The organism is Methanosarcina sp. DH1, from assembly GCF_020804205.1.
Taxonomy (GTDB): domain Archaea; phylum Halobacteriota; class Methanosarcinia; order Methanosarcinales; family Methanosarcinaceae; genus Methanosarcina; species Methanosarcina vacuolata.
On record NZ_WJBJ01000005.1, the window covers coordinates 367,267 to 385,200 of the forward strand.

General features: G+C 40.1%; 20 protein-coding genes and 1 tRNA gene. 10 read left to right on the plus strand and 11 right to left on the minus strand.

Going from position 1 to position 17,934, the window contains the following annotated elements:
* Positions 1-35 precede the first annotated feature (35 nt).
* From FXW07_RS03255 to FXW07_RS03265, 3 genes are all read right to left on the minus strand, one after another.
* Entirely contained in the window at positions 36-245 is a 210-nt protein-coding gene (locus tag FXW07_RS03255) for a hypothetical protein (RefSeq protein ID WP_229393736.1), read from the minus strand.
* A gap of 351 nt (positions 246-596) precedes the next feature.
* Positions 597-2,306: a radical SAM protein gene (locus FXW07_RS03260; protein ID WP_229393737.1), complete on the minus strand. Its 1,710-nt coding sequence runs from the start codon at positions 2,304-2,306 to the stop codon at positions 597-599.
* A gap of 191 nt (positions 2,307-2,497) precedes the next feature.
* Positions 2,498-2,570, minus strand: a tRNA-His gene (locus FXW07_RS03265).
* Here FXW07_RS03265 and FXW07_RS03270 point away from each other — a divergent pair.
* Complete coding sequence (locus FXW07_RS03270; protein WP_229393738.1) at positions 2,548-2,703, plus strand: hypothetical protein; 156 nt, start codon at positions 2,548-2,550, stop codon at positions 2,701-2,703. The two genes, FXW07_RS03265 and FXW07_RS03270, sit on opposite strands and share 23 nt — an antisense overlap.
* A 31-nt stretch (positions 2,704-2,734) precedes the next feature.
* On the opposite strand, the gene FXW07_RS03275 is transcribed toward FXW07_RS03270, so the two are convergent.
* The gene (locus tag FXW07_RS03275; protein WP_048123740.1) at positions 2,735-3,517 is read right to left on the minus strand and encodes a sulfide-dependent adenosine diphosphate thiazole synthase; all 783 of its coding nucleotides are present in this window, start codon (positions 3,515-3,517) and stop codon (positions 2,735-2,737) included.
* 530 nt (positions 3,518-4,047) lie between these two features.
* Between FXW07_RS03275 and FXW07_RS03280 the strand changes: the two genes are divergently transcribed.
* The 3 genes from FXW07_RS03280 (at position 4,048) to FXW07_RS03290 (ending at position 5,272) form a co-directional block, all read left to right on the plus strand.
* On the plus strand, positions 4,048-4,188 hold the full coding sequence (locus FXW07_RS03280; RefSeq protein ID WP_155400473.1) for a hypothetical protein: 141 nt from the start codon (positions 4,048-4,050) through the stop codon (positions 4,186-4,188).
* Positions 4,189-4,209: 21 nt separating this feature from the next.
* A complete protein-coding gene (locus FXW07_RS03285) occupies positions 4,210-4,770 on the plus strand; it encodes a toll/interleukin-1 receptor domain-containing protein (protein WP_229393739.1) in 561 nt (186 codons plus the stop codon).
* Between the two features lie 148 nt (positions 4,771-4,918).
* Positions 4,919-5,272 carry a hypothetical protein gene (locus tag FXW07_RS03290; RefSeq protein ID WP_229393740.1) on the plus strand — a complete coding sequence of 118 codons (354 nt, stop codon included), beginning with the start codon at positions 4,919-4,921 and terminating at the stop codon, positions 5,270-5,272.
* A 238-nt stretch (positions 5,273-5,510) separates the two neighbouring features.
* Here the strand turns inward: FXW07_RS03290 and FXW07_RS03295 are convergent, their stop codons facing one another.
* From FXW07_RS03295 to FXW07_RS03305, 3 genes are all read right to left on the minus strand, one after another.
* Positions 5,511-5,705: a CxxC-x17-CxxC domain-containing protein gene (locus FXW07_RS03295; protein ID WP_048119218.1), complete on the minus strand. Its 195-nt coding sequence runs from the start codon at positions 5,703-5,705 to the stop codon at positions 5,511-5,513.
* 494 nt (positions 5,706-6,199) lie between these two features.
* Entirely contained in the window at positions 6,200-6,388 is a 189-nt protein-coding gene (locus tag FXW07_RS03300) for a DUF2795 domain-containing protein (protein WP_229393741.1), read from the minus strand.
* Between the two features lie 18 nt (positions 6,389-6,406).
* On the minus strand, positions 6,407-6,595 hold the full coding sequence (locus FXW07_RS03305; protein ID WP_048119213.1) for a DUF2795 domain-containing protein: 189 nt from the start codon (positions 6,593-6,595) through the stop codon (positions 6,407-6,409).
* 1,142 nt (positions 6,596-7,737) lie between these two features.
* On the opposite strand from FXW07_RS03305, the gene FXW07_RS03310 reads away from it, so the two are divergent.
* Positions 7,738-8,769, plus strand: a complete 1,032-nt coding sequence (locus tag FXW07_RS03310) for a calcium/sodium antiporter (RefSeq protein ID WP_229393742.1) — start codon at positions 7,738-7,740, stop codon at positions 8,767-8,769.
* A 410-nt stretch (positions 8,770-9,179) separates the two neighbouring features.
* Here the strand turns inward: FXW07_RS03310 and alaXM are convergent, their stop codons facing one another.
* Entirely contained in the window at positions 9,180-9,911 is a 732-nt protein-coding gene (gene alaXM / locus FXW07_RS03315; RefSeq protein WP_229393743.1) for an alanyl-tRNA editing protein AlaXM, read from the minus strand.
* Between the two features lie 315 nt (positions 9,912-10,226).
* Between alaXM and FXW07_RS03320 the strand changes: the two genes are divergently transcribed.
* On the plus strand, positions 10,227-10,919 hold the full coding sequence (locus FXW07_RS03320; RefSeq protein ID WP_048119206.1) for an AIM24 family protein: 693 nt from the start codon (positions 10,227-10,229) through the stop codon (positions 10,917-10,919).
* Between the two features lie 20 nt (positions 10,920-10,939).
* On the plus strand, positions 10,940-11,089 hold the full coding sequence (locus FXW07_RS03325; RefSeq protein WP_229393744.1) for a hypothetical protein: 150 nt from the start codon (positions 10,940-10,942) through the stop codon (positions 11,087-11,089).
* Between the two features lie 680 nt (positions 11,090-11,769).
* Here the strand turns inward: FXW07_RS03325 and FXW07_RS03330 are convergent.
* Complete coding sequence (locus tag FXW07_RS03330) at positions 11,770-13,068, minus strand: cell surface protein (protein ID WP_229393745.1); 1,299 nt, start codon at positions 13,066-13,068, stop codon at positions 11,770-11,772.
* Between the two features lie 575 nt (positions 13,069-13,643).
* On the opposite strand from FXW07_RS03330, the gene FXW07_RS03335 reads away from it, so the two are divergent.
* Positions 13,644-14,558, plus strand: coding sequence for a mechanosensitive ion channel family protein (locus tag FXW07_RS03335; protein ID WP_229393746.1), 915 nt, complete (start codon positions 13,644-13,646; stop codon positions 14,556-14,558).
* Positions 14,559-14,833: 275 nt separating this feature from the next.
* On the opposite strand, the gene FXW07_RS03340 is transcribed toward FXW07_RS03335, so the two are convergent.
* Positions 14,834-15,196 carry an Mth938-like domain-containing protein gene (locus FXW07_RS03340; RefSeq protein WP_229393747.1) on the minus strand — a complete coding sequence of 121 codons (363 nt, stop codon included), beginning with the start codon at positions 15,194-15,196 and terminating at the stop codon, positions 14,834-14,836.
* A gap of 203 nt (positions 15,197-15,399) precedes the next feature.
* Between FXW07_RS03340 and FXW07_RS03345 the strand changes: the two genes are divergently transcribed.
* Both FXW07_RS03345 and FXW07_RS03350 read left to right on the plus strand, forming a co-directional pair.
* On the plus strand, positions 15,400-15,552 hold the full coding sequence (locus FXW07_RS03345; protein ID WP_157206027.1) for a hypothetical protein: 153 nt from the start codon (positions 15,400-15,402) through the stop codon (positions 15,550-15,552).
* Positions 15,553-16,035: 483 nt separating this feature from the next.
* On the plus strand, positions 16,036-16,449 hold the full coding sequence (locus FXW07_RS03350) for a hypothetical protein (protein WP_229393748.1): 414 nt from the start codon (positions 16,036-16,038) through the stop codon (positions 16,447-16,449).
* Positions 16,450-16,762: 313 nt separating this feature from the next.
* On the opposite strand, the gene FXW07_RS03355 is transcribed toward FXW07_RS03350, so the two are convergent.
* Positions 16,763-17,569, minus strand: coding sequence for a DUF166 domain-containing protein (locus tag FXW07_RS03355; RefSeq protein ID WP_229393749.1), 807 nt, complete (start codon positions 17,567-17,569; stop codon positions 16,763-16,765).
* Positions 17,570-17,934: the final 365 nt, after the last annotated feature.

The following is a 17,934-nucleotide window of genomic DNA, read 5'->3' on the forward strand; positions in this document are numbered from 1 at the left end:
TATGCTGACAGGAGAAAAACTGGTTTACCTTGAAGTTACTCAGGCTCGCCTTCATCATAACCTGTCCCATCCGGCAGAAAAGGAGTGAAGATAGCTACCGTAAACAGCAACAAAAAAGTGCCGTACATTTTGATCGTTGCCTCAAACGTAGCATAGAAAATGAAAACCACAAGCATGACCCAGACAATGAAACTGAGCTGAAGAGCAATTTTTACTCTATATAAATTTTCCGCGCTTTCGCTCAACAAAATCCCCCTTAAAGAATCCCTTAGAAATCCCAAGTAAAAATGATTCCCGATTGGATAAATAAGTGTTGTCAAAAAGAACGATCAAAAGACATCTCAAAAAATCGGAATGTAAAACATCTCCCTTTAAAGAGCTACCTGATATCCCGGTAATCCTGAGCCCGGTAATGCTACATGCTGCGAATCTTCAGTATCCAGCATAATGAATCTTCAGTATATAGCATAATGAATCTTCAGTATCCAGCATAATGAATCTTCAGTATCCAGCATCAGGTAGCATGAATAATAACTTCAGAAACGTAGGCTGATTCTATAAGTATTGAAACTTAATAACTCGAATCCAACGGAGTATTAAATATCAATAAACCGGAGCAATTTATCTCCTTCACTCACACGCCTGAGAAAGTCTTCTCTGTCAATATAGGGGACTCCGGCAATTATTGAATCCGCGGCTTTCTTGCCAAGCCCGGGAAGCTCCCGGATGAGATTGGGAGAAGCGGCGTTAATAGGCAGGGGATACGGTATGCCAGTAATCGAGCGCATCCCGTGCCCTGTGACCGTAACATCAGTAAATTTCCGCAAAAGCAGAGAAGCAGGAATTCCAACTAGTAGTGGATATGAGCCAAGCTGCCTCCCAAATGTGATTCCTTTTTCCCGGACCTCACACATTACATCCCTGAGCACGGTACCTTCAGGCACCACACGCCGCAACATTGGGAGGTCAATATTCTTCCTTACCCTTTCCTTGTAGTCCAGAAAGAGCTTCTTGTGCTTCCTCGCAGCTTCGTCTCTTCCGTACATCGGGGTTCCGGGAAAAGCCATAACCTGACGGATATTGATCCTGCGCAGAAGCAGGTCCGAGTCGAGTACTTCTTTCAGGAAATCGTAATTGAGCTGGAAAGTTTTCCTGGACTCACCCATCAGCCCATGCACGAAATTGATGCCCGGAAGGATTTCGGGAAGCCCGTTTGCTCCTCGAACGGCTCCAAGCCTGTTCACAAGTTTGATCGCCTCAAAGACCTCTTCAGAGGTTGCCTTAAGGGAATTGGCTTCAATTACTACCATGTCGGCACTCTCCATCCCAAAAGCTGCCACGTCCCCTGCTGTATGATATTTAATTATCGTCTTCAGGATCTGTTCAGATTCTTCAGGATAAGTTGCAAGCGTAATCGGGTTTGCATTGTCCATATGGAGCACGGACAGCTCTGGAGCCGAGTTTCGGATTCCTCTATAGAGCCTTTCAATAGCGACTGGATCAGGCTTAGGAACAGGCCCCCCAGCGTCCTTGCCATGATAGGAAAAAAGATCCGGCTGCCTACCTATCCTGAAGTAGCGGGCTCCGTGGGAGTAGAGGGCGGACGCTTCGGAAATTACATCGTCTATGGGCCGGTAGTCGGAAGCCCCATAAAAGGGCTCTGTACAGAAAGAACAGTGAACCTGCCTGCCACAACCTCTGTAGGTCTCAAGCTCGCACATGCAGTAAGGATAATCAGGGTGCTGACGAATCAAAAAAGCACCCCTGGGCCCCCAGCGCCCGATTTCATCTGTTGTCCTGAAGCGTTGCTCTACAGCCTCAGGGTTTCTGAGCTTCGCAGCAGAACTTCCGTTAAAGCCGTCCTTAAAAAGATCATAGACAAAAGCTTCAAGGTCCATTCTGGCAAGCACTGCACCTGAAAAGTTTATCCTGCTTTCAGTACCTTTTGCGGCCTTCCCGCCTTCGCCACTGAAACCGAGCCTGATGGGCCCGCCTATAACTTTTACTCCATGCGCTGTCCGGAAAATTGTCTCGATCTCCCCGAGTGTAATTGGGGAAGCCCGAAGATATTTGCCTGGCACCGTCGTGCCTGCTATAATAATAACAAGGTCTGCTTTCCCTGTAAGTTCCCCTGCTCCAGGTGGGTTTTCTCGCAGGGTGTCAATGGTAATGTAATGAATGTCCTTTTCGGAAAGCCCGCGTTCTCTGAGAGCGCCTGCTATATAACGCGGATAAGGAGAAAGGTAAGGAGGAACCCCAAGACAGGCAGGTTCATCCACATAGCCGTCTATAATAAGTGCTTTCATGTAAATTCTTGTTTCCATTTGCTTGATAGTCGAAAGTATACAGTCCAGTCAGATATAAGTTACAGGTGAATTACAGATGTTAAAACAGTTGAAAGATATCTATTCAAGAGAATAAAAAAGTAAAAAACACTTCCACAGAAACAAAATAATCTGTTAAAAGATAAGAGAATGAAAATTTAAAAAATAATTAGGGCCGGGACCGAGAATCGAACTCGGGTCGTAGCCTCCACAGGGCCACAGGATGGACCTCTACCCTACCCCGGCCACAGGGGTCTGGTACTTCAGATTGAAGCAAGCTATAGAAGGAGTTTTTTTATATAAAGTTTTTGCCGGAAAAGGCAGGAGACCCTTCTCAGGAAAAGAACATCTTCTGTTTTCCGGCTTTCAAAACACATAAAAATTGGCTAAAAGTTCTTTATGGATCGGTATCAGAGTTCCTTAAGCTTTTCAAGGGCAAGTTTTGCAGCCTTTTCTCCCGAAAGAAGCATACCTCCGAAAACTGGGCCCATTCTTGGGGAGCAGGTTGCGGCATTTGCAGCCATGCCCGCAACGATTAGGCCCGGATAAATTTCTTTGGTTGCATCAACAGCCAGGCGCTCGCCAACCTCTGACCACATAGGTTTTTCTCCTAGCTTTCCGAGGTTTCCGATTTTTGCATTGGGAATTTTCCTGAGAATTGTATTACATACAACCGCTTCATGCCCTGTACCGTCAATTACGAGTTTTGTTCGGATCATGAGAGGATCGACATGCAGGCGCTGTGCCGTGACAGGTCCCCAGTTGATGACGATTCCGGTAACCCTATCGTTTTCCCGGATCATGACATCTTCAAAACTTACAAGGTTAAAAACCTCAGCCCCGGCTGAAGTTGCCCCTGAAATAAGCTTCCCAACGGACTCTACGGAATTCGCTACATAGTACCCGGGCTGGTACTCTTTATACCTGATCCCGAAGTCGTCAAGGATGCGGCAGGCTTCTTCCTGTAAAACGATACGTGGGAACATCATGCCTCCAGCCCACATGCCACCTCCGAGCGATAACTTTTGTTCGTAAATGGCAACCTTTGCTCCGGCCTCTGCAAGATACTTTGCAGCCACCAGATTTGCAGGCCCTCCTCCTATAAGTGCCACATCAACTTCCGTGTAGTCAAGGAAGGTTTTAGAATACTCATCAAAAATTGCTCGTGTGATTATGACTTCGTCGAGTTCCATTTTAATCTCTCGTAAAGCTTCTAAATTAAAAGCCGGAAGAATATCCCGGCTTTTTATAAGGAACAAACCGGGAATTGTAAACCCCAATTTGTCATCATGAAAATTCACATTTTGATTATAGGCATTGCTTTTAAAGTTGTTGGAATCGGTGGAGTAGAAAGGAAAAATCGATGATGAATGTACTCGAAGAAAGTTTCCTCAAAACGAGCCGTTATGCGAAGATTTCAGGGAGAGAACACCAGTCGAGATAAAACTACAGTTATTAAGCAACTGAACTTTCCCCGAAAAAAACAGAGTTGAGCTGGGGAACCCCGCAGCAAGCTCGCAGGGTATTCAACTGAAATAAAAAAAGAAGGTTTATAACCCGCTCACTGTTTATTCTTTGAATAAGATGGACAACCAATAAAAGTGCTTGCAGATGGCAGCATTTTCATGCTAAACAAGTTATTTAGAAAGTAATTAGAGATTAAATTCCTTGAAAGTTATAGTACTTATAGAGGAGAAGTTATTATTATAAAGGGGGATTTATTTTGCCAGAAAAAGACAAAGAACCATCTTTCCAGCCTGAACCGATACCTGAACCTGAGCCTGAACCTGTTCCTCCACCTGAGCCAATACCTCATCCGGAACCGGAAATTGAACACGATAAGAAACCAAAGAAAATAGAGTAATTCCGGTAAAGTGCGGCAGCTATGATCTCGAAAATTTATATAGCTCACTGCGAGCAGGACGAACCACTTGCTCAGGAACTTTCCAGAGCTCTATGGGCCGTGGAGATGGAAAGTTTTTCATCCCTGTACAGGAAAGCTAGAATTCTTTCCCGGGGTGAAAGGATACGTTTTGGTATTCGCCAATCAGATTGTTTTATCCCGATTCTCACACAGAAAGGTGCAGGGTCTCCAGAAGTAAATCAGGAGATTGGGTTTGCAGTCGGAGCCGAACCGCTTATAATTCCACTGGTAGAGTCGGGAGTCGAATTACCTATCCTGATACACCATCTCCAGCCCATTGTCTTTTTTCCTGAAACTTATGAGGATGCTCTGGGAAAAATAATACAGAACCTGAGAGAACTGACAAGGCTTGACTGGCTAAAGATAAAGTGCCCCTATTGTGGAGAGGAGATGACGCAGTACATCTCACCTCAGGAAGAGGTAGAGAGAGCTCTTCTCGCGGGGACGCACCTTGAGACAAGATGCAGTTACTGCCAGAAAAATATTTACCTGGACCCAAGAACCTTCAGACCTATACTCTAATTATACTCTAATTATTGATTAGCAACCAGGTTGAGAATATTGATTTAGCAACCAGGTTGGGAACAGAGAAGAGGGTAAATTGACGGGAAGAAAGGAGCAAATTGATCGGGAAGAAAGGGGCAAATTGACGGGAAGAAGGGGGCAAATTATGGGAAGAAAAGCAACAAATGAGATAAAAGATGAGCCTGGAGAACCAATGACAGCTCGATCCAAAATGGGTGAAGCGGTTGTAAGTGAATTAGAGGTAAAAGGAATCGAAAATCTCACCCCGACAGAAAAGAAACACCTGCTTTTACAACTTTCCCGAGATAAGGTTAAAGACAGTTCTGCCGGCCCATGGGAAATTGTTGATGTCTTCAGGGAAAATTGGAGAACCATCAAAGCTACATTAGCTCAACCAGTAAAAATTGATGTAAGGGATGTAGGAAGGGATGCTCTCTTTCGGGTGTCTCTGGATATAACACAGTTAGAAAGAGAACTCGAAACACAGGAACTGAAATAACACTCTTAGAATATAGGGCTGTGTCACTTTTAGATTTTATTTATTTTTAATATATAAACAAGCTTATAGTGTTTTTAGAGTGACATAACAAAGAAAACAAGAAAACAGGAGAAAAGAGAAAAATAAAGCAGAGTAAAAAGATAAAAACTGAAGTAAGAATCGTAACCTCAGCAAGTGTAACCTCAGCAAGTTAATGATCATCAATCAAAATGAAAACATAAGGCTTGATGCGAATAAATTAATACCTTTTTGGTTTGCGCTTTGCGTAACACTCCCTGCAGTAGACCGGCCTATCCGGGTCCGGCTTGAAAGGCACCTCTGTTTCTTCGCCACAATCTGAGCACTTGGCTTTGTACATCGTCTGTGGCCCTTTACCATAGCTGCGTTCTCTGCTGGAACCCCGATCCCTACTCTGGGAACTTTTTCTTTCCATTATCATTTCCCCTATTTGATATCTCGTTAAAGCTCACACAAAGAGAAGTATCAAATAATTCAAAAAGAACCTCAGTTATGAACATATTATTATCTGGGGATCTCGATGAACTAATTGAATTATTAATATCTAGTATAATGATATTTATTCTTACTGCATTAAACTTTATTAAGCTTCAACAAATTTTTTCATTTTTAACCGAGTGTTTCGTAATTTATTCAATACAGAAAAAGCAACAAAAATAACACATTTATTATAGATCGTATCTGAACCAAATACAAATAACAGTACTTTTTATCCTTCAAATTTTAGCACTGGAGCCATCACAGAAATCATAGTCAAATACTGCATTCCGGGGAAATCATCACAGAAATACTGATTAAATACTGCATTCCGGAGAAAGAAAGGAGGTTTACTAGCCTCCTTTTTTATGGATAAAGGGAGAGCCTTTTCTACTCGCCCCCCATTTAGTGCCTTAGTGCCTTAAAGTAAGATTATTTTCCTTGGAATTCCTTGCTGACAGCTGCAGCATTGGTGTACTCCTTTTCTGGAAGATCTTCGAGAACTTCAATTACTTCATTGCTGGCGTCATGTTTTTTAGCGTGCGCAATAAGTTGCTTTTTATTTACGGGATAATCTATATCCTTTAAAGCCTTCTGAACTTCAATTGGACTGGTTTGCATAAATTCCCCCCTTTATGTTTATTTTCCTTGGAATTCCTTGCTGACAGCTGCAGCATTTGTGTACTTCTTCTCAGGAAGGTCTTCCAGAACCTCAATTACCTTATCGCTAGCATTGTGCTTTTTAGCGTGCGCAATAAGCTGCTTCTTATTTACGGGATAATCTATATCCTTTAAAGCCTTCTGAACTTCAATTGGACTGGTTTGCATAAATTCCCCTCCACTTTCTGTAGATTTTATCTAGTTTTCTCGGTTATATTGACTATATGATGTTCAATAACCTGCCTCTTGCAGAGGGTAAGCCACTATTTCGATACCATCTGGAACTAGAGGTATTGTTCTAAAACACCCATTTAGTGAATCAGTACTCTTTTGGGTTTGGCGATTTGATGCGTTCGCTTTTCAGACGCTTGATTTCTCTGGTAACCACTCAAGGCTGTTATGCTCTATTATCCATTCAGAAAATCCAGAACATTATTACTTGCCTGTTCACCCTTGGTAAACTTTACAAAGCAGTCTTTGCTTGCAGGATAATCTATTCCCCGCCGGGTATAGATTTTTCAGCCTGACGTAGATTACTTATTACACACTTCCCTGAATTCAGGTAGCTATCGCCTTTCCCAATTAGTAGCCCACCCACCATTGAGTATTATGTAAAATATAATATAAAAAAGAATTCAACTCAAACGTTTGATAGAAGATGACTATTTAGATCTAGAAACTTAGATATTAATTTTAGAATTGAAGAATGGATGTGTCTGTAAACCAGGGTTTTTAGTTAGCACCTTTTGAAAAGTAGACCCCCATGATAGCTTGATTTAAAACAGGTAAATTGAAGAAAAGATCCCCTTCAATAGAGGAAGTCAATACCGAAAAACTACTCCATGAGGAAATAAGTTTGCAACATATATAGAAAAACTTTCTTGAAAGCTACCGAAGCTCAGATTGATCATATGAAAATAAATCAATATGAAAGAAATCAATATGATTTCAGTTTATAGTTTTGAAAAGTAATTTTATAATATAAAACTAATGAAATGAAGTTGCGTTTTTTGGAAGATGTTGAAATGCAAGTTATAAAAGTACCAGATAAATAATTTGCCTGCTACGGAAAAATACTCAATTGCCTGAATATGGAAGATATTCTGGCTCTTCACCATTCCCTATGGATAAGATGATTTTCAATTCAAGGCCGCATTGGTTTTTATGGGGACATTATGAGGATATCTACACAAAAAAAGAAGAGCCGAGATTTTTTTCGTCTTCTAATTGAAAACCTTTAATATAGGAGTTTCCAGATAAGAGACCAGATCAATATCAGTAAATCCAGAACAAACAGACCGGACGTAATTATGATAGCAGAAAATCTTTTAATCTTTCTACTTGGCCTTGTTCTTTTGGTCAAAGGTTCAGATTACTTTGTAAAATCAGCTTCAGCAATTGCAGAGAAACTTGGTGTTTCCGAATTTGTTATAGGCTTGACACTTGTTGCAGTTGGAACGTCAATCCCTGAACTTGCTTCATCAATAGCTGCTTCTCTCCAGCATGCAAGCGGTATCGTAATAGGGAATATCGTTGGATCAAACATCGCAAATATAGGGCTTGTTGTCGGTCTGGCTGCAGTTATCTCTCCAGTGAAAACCGAAATAGAGATGCTCAGGAGAGATGGCTATGTCATGCTCTTTGCATCTTTGCTCTTCTTTGTTTTTATCCTGAACAGGGAACTCTCAATACTGGAGGCAGCCTTTTTCATACTGGTCTTCATCGCGTATGTGTTTTTCCTGTTTGAAGAAGCCGAGAAATACGAAGGGAAACTGCATTTTAAAGAGTTTTTGATATACTTTTTTAAGTGTGAGTATATAAGCAGTGCAAGGGAAAAGATCAATTGTATAAAAAATGGAAACGCTAACGGAGAAAACTGCCAGTCCAGAGAAGGTTTCACAAAAGATATACTGACCCTGGTATTAAGTTGTGGAGCAGTTATAATCGGGGCAAAGTACTTTGTAGGCAAATCAATCTTCTTTGCAGAACTCCTTGGAGTTCCTGAAACTATAATAGGTACCACTCTAGTAGCAGTTGGCACATCCCTTCCAGAGCTTGTAGTGACACTATCTGCAGCAAAGCAGGGTTTAGGGAACATAGCCCTTGGTAATGTTATAGGCTCAAATATCGCAAACATATTTTTAATTTTAGGATTTTCCGGGTTGATCTATCCGGTAGCCATCGAACAGATAAGTCTATTATTTACGACTCCGGTTATGATTTTGATAAGTATAATACTCCTTGTGTTTATCAGCACAGACTGGGAAATAAAAAGGTGGGAAGGAATGACTTTAGTAGCCTTTTATGCATCTTTTTTAATAGTACTGCTCAGAATGGGCTAAAGAAGTATAGGGAAAGTAATAGGAAAAGTTGGGAAAAGTATAGGAAAAGTAATAGAAAAAGTAATAGGAAAAGTCGAAAACTGGAATCTCCTGAAAAAAAAGATTCAGGCTTAACTCTGTTTTTTTACAAAAAATTCCAAACTTTTTAAAGGTTATAAAAAGAAAATCAAAGTTGCGCTGGCGCACCCCGCTGCAAGCAACGGGGTATGTTCGCGCCACCGCTCGATATTTCGTCAAAGGAAATAGTAACCCTAAACGGTTTAGTTTGAGCAGAAGTTAACAACCAAAAAATGGAATTGATAATTATATAGTCATCAACGGTTACCGGGGAAGTTTCCATCCCCGCAGCAAGCTAGCGGGGTATTCGACTGAAATAAAAATGAAGGAAAAGCTCAGGTTTGTTCTTGAGATTAATCCACGAGTGTAAAGTACATTCTCCTGTTGCTCTTCCCTTTATTCTGAAGTTTTATGATTTTTATGCCTTTTATTTCCTCAGTATTTTTAACATGGGTCCCTCCACAGGCTTCAATCGTGACTCCTTCGATTTCAACGATGCGCACTTCTTTTATTTCGTCGGAAAAGCCTTTTGCCAGCGTGGTTAACCGTGAGAGCTTTTCTTCGGCTTCTTTGCGGCTTACAAGGTAGAAATTAACAGGATTTTTCCGGGCTATAATGTCATTGGCAATTTTCTCATATTCAGCAAATTTATCCCTGTCAAAGACCTCAAGACTGAAATCCACCCTACTCTGGTCAAGACCAAGCTGGTTTCCGGTTATCTGAGCCCCTGCCTCCTTTTCAATTACGTTTGCTATTACGTGAGTCGCCGTATGCATACGCATATGCCTGTAACGTCGATCCCAGTCTATAAATCCTTTTACTTTGTCCCCTGCTTTTAATCCGTTAGAAACATTTTCACCATCTATCTCGTGACTGATATCTCCATTGAACTTACCCACATACAGGACATTAAACTCAGCCCCATCGGATTCACGAACCAACTTTCCGGCATCGCTGGGCTGGCCCCCGCTTTCGGGATAAAAGGCAGTACGGTCAAGAACCACAAATCGATTATCTGTAACTTTTTCGACAGTTGCTTCGAATTCTTTCAGATAACAATCAAGGAAGTAAAGCGCCTCTGTCATTGCCAAACCTCTTTTCTTAAACTTAATTAAAGGAGATAAAAACTGTTAGAGTACATAAACTATGCAGTTTTGAGTAAAAATCCAGCCATACCAACCTGATTCTCCAGGAGTGCATAAGTCAGTAACAATGGAAAAACCTGTTTCAACCACTTATAATTATTGAAAACTCAACTCAAGCGAAACGGACTCGTCCTTCCGATACGGAACTCTGGCTTGTCAACGTGATAATACAGTTTGAGATAAATACTTTATAACTGTATAGATAATTGAATTATTAAACAATTAAGAAAATAGAACATAAAAAGAGATGAGAGTTTGGGACGCTATTCAATAGAGGATTTCATTCAAAGTACAGAAGAAAAGGACCTTAATCAGGGAATTTTTGAATTGGAACGAGACCGACTTCTTGAAGTTAACCTTGAAGGAATTGTCTGGACAAAAAGAGGTTCAATGGTCGCATACACAGGAGATATCGTTTTTACGAGGGAAGGAGTTTTCGAACACGGAATCGGCACCTTTGTGAAGAAGGCGCTTACCGGTGAGGGAGTCAGCCTCACAAAAGCCGAAGGCAAAGGAAAGCTCTACCTCGCAGATGAAGGAAAAAAGGTATCAGTCCTGAAACTTGATAACGATTCCATTTTTGTAAATGGCAACGATCTACTTGCCTTTGAGACCTCGCTAAACTGGAACATAAAAATGATGAAAAGTGTGTCAGGAATGATGGCAGGAGGGCTTTTCAACATAAAACTGGAAGGAACCGGTATGGCTGCCATTACAACTCACCAGGATCCCCTGACTCTCCAGGTAAGCCCAGGTCACCCGGTCTTTACCGACCCCAATGCTACAGTTGCCTGGTCAGGAAACCTGGAACCTGAAATAAAAACTGACATTTCCCTGAAAACCCTGGTTGGAAGAAGCAGTGGGGAGTCATTCCAGATGGCTTTCAAAGGAGAGGGATTTGTAGTGGTCCAGCCTTACGAGGAAGTTTATTTCCAGACGCAGACCTGAAAACGCAGTTTTGGATGTAAATGTCTGCATTTACCCAATTACTATCCGACAATCCAGGACAGGACAACAGCCATGGGAAAGTTGTAGTTCATAAAATTGTCCCTGTGGGCTCAGTAACTTCACCCTATGCGCCTTCGGTTATATTTCCCGATGGTGAGACTACGGGATGAACGACGATTGGTGGATTCAGTAACTTCACCCTATGCGTCTTCGGTTAGGTGAGAAATCATGAAAAAGTGAGTTAATTTCCTCAACACCTATCAAATATTTTAATAAATTAAAAGCTGGAAAAAGGTATCTTTCATGTAAATAGTCCAAATTTAAGGCCGGTTTCTAGTGAAAAAGATAGCTTTCAGGCAAGAAAATTCCTTAACCGATGCCAAATGAACTTCAATCTAATTCCTCCTATACGCTCACGATCGTCATTATAATTCAGCCTTCCTGAGCGCAACCGTTGACCCGAAATGCGCCGGCTGATCACAAACCGTTGCGCCGGTTGATCACGCCGATAGGGTTTGGGGATAAGATTCTCAAACTCAAACTTTTATCGGGTTTTCGGTCAAGCCTTTATTAAAGAGAGTTGTGATAACGCCTATATGATTTGGGGCTAAGTTCATCAAATTCAAACGTTTGCTGGGTTTTCGGTCAAGCCTTTTTTGAAAAGGGTTGTGATCATCCCATTTGAGAACCAAAACTGAAATAAGGAAATCAGCCGCCCGAGTGAGTTGAAAATATGGCCTTTCCTACCCCTAATTCAGCCCTCTTGAGCGAGCGAAGTGAGCGAAAAGGGCACCGTCCTCCCGAGACGGAACTCGGGAGTTGCAACCTTGCCTTAACTGAGTTCATGCCGTTATCCCGAAACAGGACTCGGGAAGGTCACATGCAAATCGCTATTGATTAAACTGAGACTGGAAAGAAGGTTTTTCTTTTGGTGTTCCAGCTCTTCCTTTAAAGCAGCCAGCTTCTTTTCAGAATCCACAATGTCCTCTTCAAGCGAGCGAGTCCTGCTCAGAAGTTCAGCTTCCTTATGTTCGAGTTCAACCAGCTTTCCGGTATCCGAGCTTTCGAGTTCAGCTTTCTTTGCCTCAAACTCTTTCAGGGCTTCAAGATACTCTTTTTTCCGCTCTGGAAAGTTTGAGATTGCAGCTTTGACCTGTAACAGAGCTTTTTCTTTTTTCTGGGCCTGCATATCCAGTGCATTATCCTCGAATATTTTTTGGAGTTCCGGGAAAAAAGAAGGATTTACGTGTACAGGAGCTTCAAGGCAAATATCGAGCTGTTTCTTTACTTCTGGCTTTAAGGTATACCTGCCACTTTCATGAAGTTTCTTAATCCTTGAGAAATGTCCTGAAAGCGGGAGAACAAGAGAACTCAAGCCTGTTTCGGCTTTCCTGAGTTTTTCCCTGGCGGCAATGGATTCTGCCTGAAGGTTCTGTAAACTCTGCCAGACGGAGCCATTTCTGAAGTCTTCGAGAGCCTGGCTGGCTTCGGAAGTTTCAGCCTTTAAAGCCTGAATTTTTTGGTTTCTGGATTCAAATTCCAGCTCTTCGGCAGATATTGAAGCAAAAAGTTCCTGTATTTTATTGATGTCCGAGTGAGCTGCTTCTATAGTGTCCATTTCCTTCTTATTTACCTGAATTACCTCTCCGAGCTCGTTGAAAATCTTACCCAGACTGGCAAGGTTGTCACTAACTTCTTTAGATTCTTCAGGAAAAACGCCTCTTGTATACCTGAAACTCTGATTCATATGCTCCAGACAGGTATTGATGCTCTGCGTAGCTGCCCCATAGAAACTTTCAAGAGCCCTGAAATCCTTATTTTCCTTCACTCTGATTTTATCTATCAACATTGTGACCTGCTTTGTCACATTTTCTCTGTTGCTCTTCGCTCGCTTTACAGCCCTAATATCAAAGTCTCCTTCAACTTTAGCCTCCGCAAGCATTGAGTTACTTTCCTTGAGTGCCAGAAGCGAAGCTTCAAGTTCTCTCAAAAGGTTGGATACATCCTTTTCCACCCTGGAAGAGATTTTTTGAGATCTTGTATCCAGCCATGCTGGAAGGTCTTCAAAATTAATCTCCTTGAGATCAGTCTCCACACTGGAACCTTCTTTTTTTCCAAAGAGCTTTTTAATCCACTTCAACCTTGACATTCCCTGAGTTTGATAAAATTATTTAACTTATTTCTTTAGTTCTGTATATTTTTGAAACTTGTTATGTGAAATAATTATTCTGTAAAAGACGTTTTTGGACTAAAAAGACAGAATAAAAGAAAGATAGAATCTATGACATATAGAGATTAAATGCTTTTTAAACTGATAGCCAGAGGATTAGTATAATCCTGCACTTTACTTCAGAAGTTTACTCTTTATAAGTCCTACTTTTCATAAATTACTTTTCATAAGTTCTACTTTTCATAGATCCTACTTTTCATAAGTTCTACTTTTCATAAGTCCTACTTATCATAAGTCCTACTTTTTAGAAGTCCTACTCTTCATAAGTTCTATTCTTTATAAGTTCTACTTTTCATAAGTCCTACTTTTTAGAAGTCCTACTCTTCATAAGTTCTATTCTTTATAAGTTATACTTTTCATAAGTCCTATTTTTCGTAAGTTCTACTTTTAATAGAGAATATTTTTAATAAGTTGTACTGTTAATAAGTTATACCGGATAAGCTACATGAAAATCTTTTGCTTCTCCACGAAGAGAAGAAAGAAGGCAGGTAAAAATGAGCTTTGAGACAGTAATGAAGCAGGTAATTCCATATACGGACATCACGATATCCAGGCTGATTTTTGCAGCAATGGTGCTGGTTATGGGATTCATTTTATCAAAGTATATTATTCGTGTTTTCAGAAGAGGAATACAGAAAACAAAGATTCCGGACCTTACCGTTCAATTTCTCACTCGTTTTTTAAGTATCCTCCTTTATGTAATTATTATTCTTATTTTCTTGAAGAGTCTCAATTTTGACGTGGATAGTTATATAGTAGGAGTTTCTGCAGCAATAGGCATTGTTCTCGGACTTGGCCTGCAGGATACCTTTACAAACCTGACTGCCGGAGTATGTGTTGCCGCAATCAGGCCTATTGACACGGGAGAAATTGTAACCGTGAACGAACAGACCGGAAAAGTGAAATCTGTAGGGATTATGTCAACCGAACTCCTGACTCTTGACAACCAGCTCATAACAATCCCGAATAAGCTTGTCTGGGGAAGCTCTATTGTTAATATGACACGGATGCCTACAAGAAGAGTGTCGGTTGATGTAGGAATAAGTTACTCCTCAAACCTCGAAAAAGCTACAGAGATAGCACTCAATCTAATGAAAACACACCCTCTTGTCCTTAAAGAACCCGAACCCGCAGTAGTAACCACTGAGCTTGCCAATTCCTCAATAAATTTGCAGCTACGGGCCTGGGCAAAAACCGGAGAAATGGGAATCGTAAAGAATGACCTTGTTGCAGGAATATTTGACGCTTATACGAAAGAAGGAATTGAGATTCCGTTCCCCCAGATGGATATAAATATAAAAAAAATGGAACCAAAAGAAGGTGGAAAACACACCACAGGACAGAATATAACGGTACAGGAAGAAAGAATTATACTTGAAGAGGGACACAACGTGGAAGGACTATATTAAGCAAAACCAGTCTTTCTTTTGAAAACCGGTCTATACTTCCCTGGCCTTCATATCTCTTGGCATGAAAATTCTTTCAAGTACTTTCATTTCTTTGTGCCTGTAATTAGAAGAATTTCATGCGCGTTTTTTACACTTGACAAGTTATATGGACTTAACATAGTACATGGACTTATAGTCACGAAGCTAAATAATGCAACTGCCCAATAAGGTACAATGAAGTTTTTTGTTGCAACAATTACAGGCGTGACTATAGTTTATGGACTTAATTTATGGACTTAACATGTTATATGGAACATGGCAGTGATCTTTCCTTCAAGCTCGTTCCAGCGTTCAATTGCCCACGGTGTCGGAAAAAGTTCTACTCCACACTTTTTTTCTGTGAAAAAATATTCAGCTTCCTCAGACAGTTTAACGAAACCTGTCTGCCCGGTTCCGATAAGGATTTTTTCTGTCCCTTCCTCATAAATGTGCTTTGCTTCCTCAAGCGAGATTTTATGGGAAGTTCCGTAGAGTTCCTTTGACAATCCTTTTTCTCTTTTTTCGACCTGTCCATTAAGGCGAATAAGTATGTCATATTTAAAGGTCTCTCCGTTTACAGTAATAGAACCAAAACTCGTGGACTCAATCTTTGGCTTCATGGTTCACCTCTTAAATTGAAACTGAAAACAAGATTTTCTATTTTATAATAGTTGTACATGCTTCATATAATTAACAGATATGCCCTGAATATTAAATTTTCAAGCCATAAGCATATCTGAATATAACCATTCATATGCTTCTGACTCTTAAAGGGCGATCTGATAAAATAATATACCTGAGAAGGGCTCTACGGATTTGAAGAATGAAATCAGGTACATTAGGCACTATGATCAAAATCTGCCATAAGCAGTTAAAGATTATCCTGCCAACTTTTAAGTTCAATGGTAAGCAGGTAGACGAGTTATCAGATAACAAAAATGTAACCCTATATGCATCATTTTGTAAGGACGAATAAGTGCGGAATTTTGGAATTCAAAAAAGTTCCGGATAGAAAAGTGAGACAGTACGAACAAATAACATATCTTAATTACGAATAACAGGCCTGATTTTAAATAAATAGAATAAATCCGCTATTTTAGAAGCATAAAAGACTCCAATATCCTGTTTTTAAAGAAAAAAAATTGTATTCATTAGTATTTTTCCACATGAAGACTTAACAATAGAAATTATATGACACAAACTCATCAAGAGCTTTATATTTTTATTCTAATCTTTAATAAGTGCAGTTACAGACATTAATAGTATGATGATCTTCTGATCTTTAAGATAAAGTATTATCAAGTTTTAAATTCATTTTTCTATTTTTATTCACAGATAAAAAAATAAGTATGTTTATATGATAATATTTCCCAGTGGGTTTCGATAATAGGTGTTCTCGGATCAAAGGAGATCGCCTCCGAGAAAATAAAATATAATAGGATAATACGGAGGAAAAGTAATGCGAAAAATTATGCTTAAAACAATCTGTATTTTCACATTAGTCTTTTTTGTCCTGTCAATGACAGGAGCAGCAGCATGCAATAACAATTGTAAAACAGATGCAATAAATGATTCTTATAGTATTACCCTTAAATCATGTCCAAATACTGTTTATTGCTTTAAATATACTACTTTACTTAATAATGATAAAGGGTGCAACCTGAAAGTTACAACCACCGGTACTTACAAGACCACACTGGGCGGAAAAGTGACAGTTTATAGTGATGGCAAATTCTGCTATAAAGCATCAGCAGCATGTTGCTCCAAAAAATGTTGTACTTGCACTGACACCTTCACATACAAGATAAAAGGTAAGGATGGAAAAACCGATTGTGCAAAGGTTACCCTGAATCTCAAATGCCCCACCTGCTAAAGTACTTTTTAGGTACTTGCTCCAGTAGGTGCATTTATTTGAACTAAACGCATAAAGGGATAAGGAAGTTTTAACTTCCAGGGATTTAACCCCAAATCCCTTAATGCTTGTCAGTTTTTTGTTTCGGCCTTAATTTTGCCAAAACACGAAGTTTATGCTTATTTTTTTGTTAGGTTCAGATTAATGAATTTTGGTTTTTAAATATTAGGTTTTTTAAATTTTGGTTTTTTAAATTTTGGTTTTTTGAATTTTAGGTTTTTAATTATTGGTATTTAATAAAAATATTATTAGGAAGCTTTTCAGATAGCACTTTTCAGAAGCTCGAACTTGAGATTTCATCCCCACAAACTGCGGACAATCGGGCTTTTTCCTTTTTTGCACATTCCATTGCGTCTTCAACAGCCTCCCTGATGATATACCCGGCCTTGTGAAGGATAGTATCCCCAAGCTGAGGATCTTTGTCCATGCTGGCAGTACAGGGATAGGAATGATGAGCACCTGAGATGGTTTCCTTATATTCAACCGTATCAGTCCAGCCGAGCTTTTTTGCCACAAACCATGTGGAACCACAGGGGGCATCCCTGAGAACGCCTGCTCCGATAAACATCTTCCCATCAGGGCTCATTTCAATTCTGAGCACAGGCTTCCCGAAACCAAGATCAACAAAAGCATCTATTACAGTTTTTCCGGTTTTTTCAAGGGCGCAGAAAGGCTTTGGACCTTCAAACTCAACTCCAATAGCTTCAAGCTCTTTTTTAAGCTGTTCAAGAACTCCTGCAGGAGTTTTCTTTGAGTCCTCGGAAGGAGCGATTACGGCTTTTGCTTTTGTTTTCTTCACAACGTCCGGAAGGGCTATAAGAAGGTCTGGGTGGATGCCAATAGCAAGTATCAGATCGCATTCCGGAAGTTTTTGAGGCATATACTGCTCGGGATCTTCTATAAACGTGGGCAGGTCTTGAGGAAATTCATGAATTCCTACAATCAGGTTAGCATACGATTTCCTGGCCTGCCTGCAGTGGTTGCAGAGTTCTCCGCAGGACACGCAGAAATTTCCAGGATTGATGAGGTTCTGGATAACTTTTTTACCAAGTTCGCCTGAGTATAGTACGAGGATCTTCATAATTTACCCCTATTTTTAAAGACTATAAAAATTATTTTTGTATCTTTTCATTTCATTTCATTGTAGATAGAAATCAGAATTACTTTTCCCCTGGAAAAGAAATAATAGGGAAACGAAATCAACGAGTAGACTTTTGGAAAATTGGATGAGAAGCTGTTAATGTTCAGCTCTGTTACCTTCTCCTTTAATGTCTATCCGATTTTCTATGTAATTTTTGTATGATATATTATTATTTGTTTCAATGTATAAATAGCAGGAGTTTCGAAATAGAAATCAGTATCCATATCTAAATCTCGATATACAGTTACAGGGAAAGAAAAAGGGAAAGAAAAAGGGAAAAAAAGGAAAGAAAAAAGGAAAGGAAA